This is a genomic window from Candidatus Desulfolinea nitratireducens (assembly GCF_982879505.1).
Genome location: NZ_CEYOSI010000016.1, coordinates 19,493 through 28,548 on the forward strand (window position 1 = coordinate 19,493; position 9,056 = coordinate 28,548).

The following is a 9,056-nucleotide window of genomic DNA, read 5'->3' on the forward strand; positions in this document are numbered from 1 at the left end:
CCCGCCGGGTGATGAAAACCGTCACAAGATTGCAGGAAGAAACCGAGTCGTGGAATGGCTTTTGGAAACGACTTCAGGATTTGATCGAACTGGCTGAGATGGGCGATGAAAGCATATTGGGGGAGTTGGAAGCGGAAACGGATGCGTTGGAGAAGGATCTGGATAAGCGTGCCTTTCGGGCGATGCTCTCTGGTAAATATGACTCTGAGGATGCCTTGCTCGCGATACATGCAGGCGCGGGTGGTACTGATTCCCAGGATTGGGCGGCGATGCTCCAAAGAATGTATTTGCGGTGGGCGGAACGACGCGGCTATCAGGTCGATGTCCTGGATTTGACGGTTGGGGAAGAAGCAGGGATTAAAAGTACAACCCTTTCTATTTCAGGGAATTATGTCTTTGGCTATCTGCGCTCCGAAAAGGGGACCCATCGTCTCGTACGTATCTCTCCCTTTGACTCGGCGCATCGGCGGCATACCTCTTTTGCTTTGGTTGAAGTTCTCCCACAGATCGGTGATGAGAATATGGATGTGGAAATAAACGCAAGAGATTTGCGTGTTGATGTGTATAAATCATCTGGGGCCGGAGGGCAGAGTGTTCAGAAAAACTCGACCGCAGTCCGTTTGACCCATCTACCAACCGGGATTGTAGTTACTTGCCAGAATGAACGCTCTCAATTGCAAAACAGGGAAAATGCCTTACGCGTTTTGCGTGCTCGTTTGCTTGAATTGAAGGAAGCTGAACAAAAAGAAGAATTGGATGGGCTGCGTGGTGAATATACCAAAGCCGAATGGGGCAGCCAGATCCGCTCGTATGTCCTGCATCCCTACCAATTGGTGAAAGATCACCGTTCTGAGTATGAGATGGGTAATACCCAGGCTGTTTTGGATGGCGATCTGGATGGTTTTATGGAAGCCTATTTGCAGCAGGCTTCGTCCTAGTATGGAAGAGTGAAGATACAAAAAAAGCCCTCGACTGAGGGCTTTTCGTTTTAAAGGGGAGAAGCTTACTTTCGTTGTTCCAAGGTGCGGGAGAGAAGCTCTTCTTGCACCTGGGCAGCTTCGGCGCTTTTTTCATCTTTTTTGTTGCTTTTCTTGGTGGAACCGGCTCGGTCAAGAGCAGCTTTCCAGGCCACTTCCATGGCAGTATGTTCAGGAACCTTTGGCTCCTCACTACTAAATTCAGCCATCATGGCTTCAACGCTTTTGCCACGTTTTTTACCACCGCGACCACGTCTTGGTTTATCAGGGCTTTCTTCTGGCTCGGGGAGAACAGCCTTCATGCTCAAGCGAATCTGTTTCTTTCGGCGATTAACCTCAAGGATCATCACTTCAACCTCATCATCAACCTTGATAGCCTGCGAAGGATGTTTGATATATCCATGGGCGATCTCGCTCACATGCACCAAGCCCGGACGCTCAGCACCGATCTCAACAAAGGCACCATAAGTTTCAAGACGCACAACTTTGCCTTTTGTAACGACATCCGGTTTCATTTCGCGCCATTCTAAATCCAATGGCTCGATCATTGTTAATTCAATCCGATCCTTTTTGGCACGGCGTACCCACACTTCTATCTCTTGTCCGATCTCAACTGCATCTTCCACACGGGTCAGATGCTCTTTTTGTAGTTGGGAGATATGAATTACACCGGGAAGTTCTTGTCCGAGATCAACAATTGCCCCACCGATTGTTATTTTTTTGATCGTACCTTTTATTTTTGTTTTTGGTTCCAACACGCTCTCTGGTGTGGTTTCGTTTTCAGCCATAAGCCTACTCCTTCTATACTTGTACAAGTTTACCGACCCGTGATTATACACGCCGGAAGGGCTTGCGTCAACAAAAAAATGAAGGAAATCTCAAATTTTAAGGAAAGAGACTTCCCGATTATAAAAAATCTATAAGGTTGTGCGTTCTTTTATGCAAATCGCAAGAAAATTTAGTAATTTCCTTCAACATAGTTATTTTAAAAAAATAATGCTTCTCTGAAAGATAAATTCAATTCAAAAAGCAGTCGGGATTATGATAGAAATGATTTTTATTACTTTTTCAACGCAATTGAAAATACCTTCAGATGGTGTTGTCTTTAATCATCTCCACACGCCGAAAGGCTTCAAAATAGCCGAGATCATATAAGGCCGAAAGATGTGGATCATCTCCAAAGAAATTTTCAGCATAGGAATCCATACGGTGATATTGGAGGTGTAAATATATGAGAATATTACGCGCTATTGTGCTGGGATTGCCACGTTCTGTATGGAATACAAAGTGTGTAATGGAATGCTTTTTATGCCGATAAACCAGCCAGCCGCGTGAGCCGTCTTCGAGTTCAATGGAAAATCCTTGAAACATACTGGCGTTTTTCATTGTTTCCAGGGCGTTAATCCATGTTAAGGAATGTGGATAAGAGCGAAGAGCGGCCAAAGCATCTTTTCTATAGAGCCAGGTGATTTCCCCTTCAGGGCTGAGTGAAGGACGAATAGGTGCTCGCCTTAGGACGAGGTATTCCTTGTTTTTTTTGAAGCCGCTATTTGCAAAAAGTGTCTGAGCAGGGATATTATTTTTGATAACTTCCAAAATTATATTTTTTCCACCGATACGATAGGAAGCCTCGAGTAGTGAATCCATCAATGCTGCACCGACACCTTGTCGGCGGTTTGGGGGGCAGACACCCATTCTTGTGATCCAGGTATTTTCGCCGCGCACTCCCAACATCCCAAGTCCCAAAAATTGTCCAGATCCTTTTTCTTGAACAACAGGAGAAAGAGCTAAATTTACATCAAAATCATGAATATATTCGGCCATGACTTCGGGGCTCATTGGCATTGGAACAAGATAATCCACCCGAGTTCGGTTGTAAAAGGCAGTTAGCTCTTCGATTGTGAAGTGGTTAGCGGTGAGAATTTTTAGGCCCATATTGATTAAGCTTTGATAAATTCCCCAACGGTATCCCAAAAATCTTTAAGATTAAAAGGTTTGGAGATATAGCCATCCAATTGGTAGGCTTCGACTGTTTGCTTTGCTGTATTTTCGGGCCAGGCTGTCATTACAATAACCGGGATTTTCCAGAGGGTTTTCTCTTCGCGGATCCATGCAGAGAGTGTCTGTCCATCAATATCAGGGAGACCTAAATCCAGAAGAATAAGATCAGGAATTGTTTCAAGCGCAATTTTCATACCCTCAGTGCCGGTACTGGCCCACAAAAAGTCAATTCCTTTTGCCTCAACGGCTTTTTTTACAAGGGTGGCGTTATCGTCAATATCTTCTATGAGTAATATGGTTGCCATATCTTTTCCTTAAAATTCGGACAATTAGAAGAGATTAGAAATCGCATCAATTGGCATGAACCCCTCAACGCGCGCCCAGAGTTCGCGGATATTGATAGGTTTTGACATATATACATCACAACCCGCTTCCAGAGCTTTTTCGGCATCACCCTTTAGGGTATTTGCCGTAATTGCGATGACCGAAACTTGGCGTACTGCACTGTTTTTATGCTTTCGGATCCTCCGGGCGACTTCATAACCATCAATATCCGGGAGATTTATATCAAGCAAAATAACGGATGGTTCAATGCTTTCTGCCATCTGAAGACCGGATAAGCCATCAACCGCACCATGAATAACATATCCCTTTGCTTCAAGCGCTCTTTTCACCAATCGCATATTATCGGGATTATCTTCAATATATAAAATATTATTAGCTGTCATAGTTAGGCTCAATTTACTATTATAGTGAGTAGTATATCAATTTTTAATATCATTAGAAACCTTTAGATCTGTAGATGGTAATACCTGAGATCAGGTCCTTAGTCTTCAGGTAATACGACTGGAATCTCAAGGATGAATGCAGAACCTTCTCCAGGAAGTCCTGTGCTTTCTGCCCAGAGACGACCATTGTGCATTTCGATAAAACGTTTGCTGATCGGGAGACCCAACCCGGTTCCACCGGCTTTTCGTGTAGTTGAAATGTCTACCTGGCTAAATGCCTGAAAGATTGATTCTAGTTGGTCAGGCGGAATCCCGATCCCAGTATCAATAACTTTTATGATGATATTGTCCTTATGAATATCCGAGCGGATGGTTACTCCGCCTTTCTTCGTGAATTTCATCGCGTTTCCAATTAGGTTGATCATCACCTGTTGGATACGCAAATCATCAGCCATGACAATAAGGTCTTCAGGAATATTATTGACCAGGCTAATAGTGAGATCGTTTTCGCGTGCCAATCCGCTAGTCGTTTTGATAACCTCATCCAGCATGTTATGGAGGTTGGCAGGTCCTAATACGACCATGATATTCCCTGCTTCTATCTTTGCCATGTCAAGAACTTCGTTAATCAAACGGAGTAAATGCTCCGCATTTTTATCAATCAAACCTAGATCGTCTTCCATCTCTTTTGTGAGTGGTCCGTCGATCCCCTCCAGCATAACCTGTGTAAAGCCTGAGATTGAATTGAGCGGAGTGCGAAGTTCATGACTCATATTTGCGAGGAAAGATGATTTTAGTTGATCCAGTTCCCGTAATCGCTCCACGGTTTTGATCTGCTCCTCATATAGCTGTGCGTTTTGGAGGGCGACCGCAGTTTGAGATGCCAGCGTACTATAGGTACGTTTGTCATCTTCTGTGAAACGATTCGGGATATCTGCCTTTACGTCAAAAACACCGACCAGTTGATCGGCTACGATCATGGGGATCGCCATTTCGCTACGGGTATTTGGAAGCAGAGGGTGTTTATGATAGAGAGGGTGATTTTCAGTATCACTTATAATGACGATTTCGTTTGTTCGTGCAGCTTCAGTGATAATTGCCCTAGCCTTACCAAGCTTGACTGTATGTCCTTGTTGGAGCATTTTTTGGCCAATTTTTCCGGATGCAGCAAAAAGATTGAGCGTTTTTGTGCCATCATCGTCCTCATGAAAAAGGTAAATAGACGTATGGTAAAGTTTGAAGCTGTAATTTGTCAGATCAACCACAGAGCGCAGCAGGGATTCAGAGTCTCGTATCGCAGCAGCGGCTGTACTCACTTTTGCCACGGTCTCTAATTCGGCAGCTCGCTTGTTGAGCTGTTGACGGCCAAGTTCTGTTTCTTCGAGTAATCTCAGGTTTTCGATATGGGTATTTGCCTGAGCTGCAATAGACCTTGCCAGCTCAATGGCATCTTCTGCTAACCTGTCGTCACCTGCCACAACCAGTTGACCAATAGTTTCGCCGCGCACTTCCAATGGCACGGTAAGCGCAATATTCTCAGGTAGCGTTGAATTTCCCAGCGGACTAACTTGGACCGTATCATAAGTGAATCCCAGAGAGTCTTTTTCCCTACGATCTGTGAATTCTTGCCAGCTTTCACGTGTCAGACGCCGGGTAGCATCCTCGGCTTCAGCCCGGGCGCGAGAGGCATCTGCCAGCAAACGGATATTTTCAACCTGTTGTGCAATTTGACTGGCAACGGCGGCAACCATCTTTTTGTCCTCGTCTGTGTAGGGACGAGACGGGTCAGGTTTTAAAGATAATGTACCAATTTCCTCCTCCATAACCTTTATTATTGCGCTTAGGTCTTCATCAGAAGTTAGTTTATCGAGAAAGGGTGTTACCGATGCCTGGTCATAAGCGTATCCAAGGCGCTCATTTTGCTGAATGCCGTCGAGATAGGATGCCCAGTTTTCATGCATAAAGCGACGGGTGGCTTCTTCAGCTTCGGTACGGGCTCGTTCTGCAGAGGCAAGCAGACGCAGGCTCTGAATTTGCAGTGAAGCTTGTTGAGCGACACTGGAAAGCAGACTTTCCTCCTCGGGTTCCCACGGACGCTCTGGAGAAGCCTCAATATGAATGGTGCCAATGGTTTGCCCTGTATCTGTTAGGGGTGCCTGAATGCCTTTTTTATCTTCAATGCTTTTTCCTAAATTGGGACCAGTCAGAGGTTCCAGAGAATCCCCTTTGAAAGCGTAGCCCACCTGTTCCTTGTCATATAGTTTGGGGGCAGCTTTTCCTTTCTCCTGAAGTTTTTTTTCCAATTCCTGGATGCGATTATTAAGTGCGTCCAGTTTGATCTTCTCCTCTGTATCTTTTGGAATTACCAAAGGTGGTGAATTTTCAATTACCGCACTCTTTTTTCTGGCTTTTGTACCACGTTTGCCAAACTTGATTTTATGATCTGCAGGTTCCTGTTCAGTGAGATTTCCAAGATATGAAAATAGTTTATCAATACTTTCACGAATTTTCTGCTCATCTTCGGCAGGGGCTACCAAAGCACTACCCTTTGTTTTGGTAGCTGCAGATAATTTCTTGGTTGGTTTACGAGATTTTTTGGTAGACATGGGTAGATTTCCTGTGTCTATTCCAGATTATTTTTGTCTTTGATATTCAGTTGAGCGACGGTCATGGGGGCATCCAGGGCATGGCCCAGTTCGCGTGCGGCAATTTGCAGCACCGCTTCCACAGAAGTAGCACTCTGAATCTTCTGACTGATGATATTCAAAGTAGCCTCACGTTTGGCCTGTTTCTGAGCCAAAGTAAAGGAGCGTGCATTTTGAAGCGCAGTGGCTACCTGGGAGGCCAACGTCGATTGGATATTGGCATCTTCCTCGGTGAAGGCATTCAAGCGCTCCGATTGCACGTCCAGCACGCCCAGCAGCTGGTCGCCGACGATCATGGGTACGGCCAGCTCTGAGCGCGTGTTGGGCAGCTGCGGGTTGGGTAGCCAGCCCGGCTCGTTGCGCACGTCGTTGACGATCACGGGTTGCCGGGTGCGGCCGCAACGCGCCACCAGAGATTGCTCCTGCTCAAGGGGGATAACGGCGGTGCCGTGTGTGCCTTCTTGCTCGTCGCCTTCCTGGTAGCCGCAGGCCACGATCTGCAGTTCTTCTTTCTCTTCCTGATACCTGAACACATGCGCGTGGTACAGACCAAAGCCGCGCTGGGTCAGGTGCACCATGGTTTCCAGCATTTCGAAGGTGTCCTGGATAGTAGCAGTAGCGGTACTGATAGCAGCTACCGTTTCCAGCTCGGTTGCGCGTTTGGCTACTGTTTCGGCAGATTCAATATTTTGCAGAGCGACCGCGATCTGGTTGGCGATGGATTGCAGCAATTCTGCATCTTCTTCAGTGATTCCGTCGATCACATCATGTTGCACATCAAAAACGCCCAGCACGTTATCACCAATAGCGATAGGGACTGCGACCTCAGAGCGTGTTTCAGGGAGTAATTCGTTTGGCAGCCAGCCTTCTTCGTTCAGTGTATCGCCGACGAGAACAACAGCATTACTTTCTGCGGCACGCCCCACAAGACCGCGCCCTTTTTGAATGGTATGACCGCGAGAGAGTAGCACTTGTCCGGCTTCGCCGGTACCACCCTTCATGACCAGTTTATTCTCATCTTCCTCGAAGAGATAAATATGAGCATAGTAGTAACCAAAGGCTGTCACCAACTGCTCAACCACCTCTTTTACCAGGGCATCCCGATCGAGAATGGTGGAGAGACGCCGACTGACTTCAGTGGATGTGGCCAATGCTCTGGTGCGGTCTGCCACGCGTTGTTCCAGGCTGCCGACTAGATCCCGAAGTTGAGCGCTCATGGTATTGAATGTTTCGGCAAGCGAAACAAACTCACTCCCACCAGCGATTCTCACTGTTTGAGTCAAATCTCCCTCTCCAAGCTTTTGAGCGCTGTCTCTGAGACTGTTCAAAGGGCCAATAATGCCTCGCACCAGCGCGAACGCTGCCAAGGACCCCAGTCCCAACGCTATAATTGAAACCACTACCAAAGCCAGCCTGTTCTGATCGCTGACAGATTGCAGTTGATCGCGCGCACGAGTAAAGCCAGCCTCGCCTTCCTGAAGGATGTGATCTGTTAATTCGTTGATTTCCACCGTCACTTCCCGGAAAACGGTGGTGTTGACATCGATACTTCCCTCTATCGTGACTAACTCCGTCAAATTTGCTTGATATATCCCGATCAATTCGAGTATTTCTGAGATCGGTATCTCTACTATTTCTTCCGGTGCCGATAGCGGCACAGTTTCTTCCTGTGGATCGGACACCGAGGCAGGGATTGCTGCCGCTTCATCCGGGAGATTGGCCTGGGAGGAATTTTTAACCAGATCGGTAAATTCGAGAATCAACAATCGAAGGTTGTCATAATATTGACGCTGTCCCGTGTTCAAGTAGGCTTGCTCGTCAGCCCGAATTTGAAAAACCAGTTGAAGGAGTTCAGGATCTGGCAGAGGGGAAACCATGGCTTCAAGCTGGTTGAGCGTTGCGAACATAGTATTCTCTTGTCCATCCGGGCGACTGCGTTGTTTGATAGCGGTGACAACAGCTTGAAAAGCAGATTCGTAGGTATCGAGCAGAGGAATCAGGTTGACAGAATCATTTAAAGTATCCATTAGTTCCGGATCGCCCGAATTTTGAACTATTTTTTCAAATTCATGAAACTTGCTGCGGGCTTGTTCCAGGTGTAATTCATTCGTAGAGACATATTCGGCCTGAGCCGCTTCAAACCCCAGTGAACGCCATGTAGCCAGGAAGCTTGATTCGTCCTGGCGGGCTAGCAAAAATTCGTTCTCGATTTCCAGGCTCAACTCACGAATTTGACTGGCTTCTTCCAGTGTGGTCTGAACACTGGTGCGCAGGCTTTGCAGACTCTGATAGCCGATAATCGCAATAACCAGGGCTAAAATCAGTATCAACCCAAACCCCAACACGAGTTGAGATCGAATAGAGCCAAATATCCGATTCGGGCTTGATGAGGTTTTAGATAATGTCATAGTTCAAACCTTTCAAGATTTTCTATTTGCATATTTAATACCTTATTGTCCGTGGTTGGCCAATACCTCGCTCCAGGCATCATCATAGAGCTGGCTGGCTGATCCAATATTGGCAAAGAAAAACATCCGAGCGAGAACTTCTTCGGGTGGGTACAAGCCTGGGTGATTGCGATCTTCCTCGTTCAAAAATGGCAATGCTGCCTGATTTGGTGAAGCGTAGCGAAGATAATTTGAAAGCGCAGCACCGACTTCAGCATCCAGGAGGTAATTCATGAACTTTTCTGCGTTCTCTTTATT

7 protein-coding genes and 1 pseudogene are annotated in these 9,056 nt (G+C 46.5%); 1 reads left to right on the forward strand and 7 read right to left on the reverse strand.

What is annotated here, in order from left to right; all coding sequences use genetic code 11:
- Positions 1-938, forward strand: a 938-nt coding sequence (prfB, locus tag AC3DOM_RS02665; RefSeq protein ID WP_487917480.1) for a peptide chain release factor 2, incomplete at its 5' end; no start/stop codon positions are given.
- Positions 939-1,003: 65 nt separating this feature from the next.
- Here prfB and AC3DOM_RS02670 read toward each other — a convergent pair.
- From AC3DOM_RS02670 to AC3DOM_RS02700, 7 genes and pseudogenes are all read right to left on the reverse strand, one after another.
- The gene (locus tag AC3DOM_RS02670; protein WP_487917481.1) at positions 1,004-1,765 is read right to left on the reverse strand and encodes a S1 RNA-binding domain-containing protein; all 762 of its coding nucleotides are present in this window, start codon (positions 1,763-1,765) and stop codon (positions 1,004-1,006) included.
- A gap of 301 nt (positions 1,766-2,066) precedes the next feature.
- Positions 2,067-2,912, reverse strand: coding sequence for a GNAT family N-acetyltransferase (locus tag AC3DOM_RS02675; protein WP_487917482.1), 846 nt, complete (start codon positions 2,910-2,912; stop codon positions 2,067-2,069).
- A 5-nt stretch (positions 2,913-2,917) separates the two neighbouring features.
- A complete protein-coding gene (locus AC3DOM_RS02680) occupies positions 2,918-3,283 on the reverse strand; it encodes a response regulator (protein ID WP_487917483.1) in 366 nt (121 codons plus the stop codon).
- 24 nt (positions 3,284-3,307) lie between these two features.
- Positions 3,308-3,706 (reverse strand): response regulator, encoded by a 399-nt coding sequence (locus AC3DOM_RS02685; protein WP_487917484.1) that lies wholly within the window; start codon positions 3,704-3,706, stop codon positions 3,308-3,310.
- A gap of 98 nt (positions 3,707-3,804) precedes the next feature.
- Positions 3,805-6,312, reverse strand: a complete 2,508-nt coding sequence (locus AC3DOM_RS02690) for an ATP-binding protein (protein WP_487917485.1) — start codon at positions 6,310-6,312, stop codon at positions 3,805-3,807.
- A gap of 17 nt (positions 6,313-6,329) precedes the next feature.
- Positions 6,330-8,759, reverse strand: a complete 2,430-nt coding sequence (locus AC3DOM_RS02695; protein WP_487917486.1) for a GAF domain-containing protein — start codon at positions 8,757-8,759, stop codon at positions 6,330-6,332.
- Positions 8,760-8,801: 42 nt separating this feature from the next.
- A pseudogene (locus tag AC3DOM_RS02700) lies at positions 8,802-9,056 on the reverse strand (spermidine/putrescine ABC transporter substrate-binding protein); the annotation flags it as partial.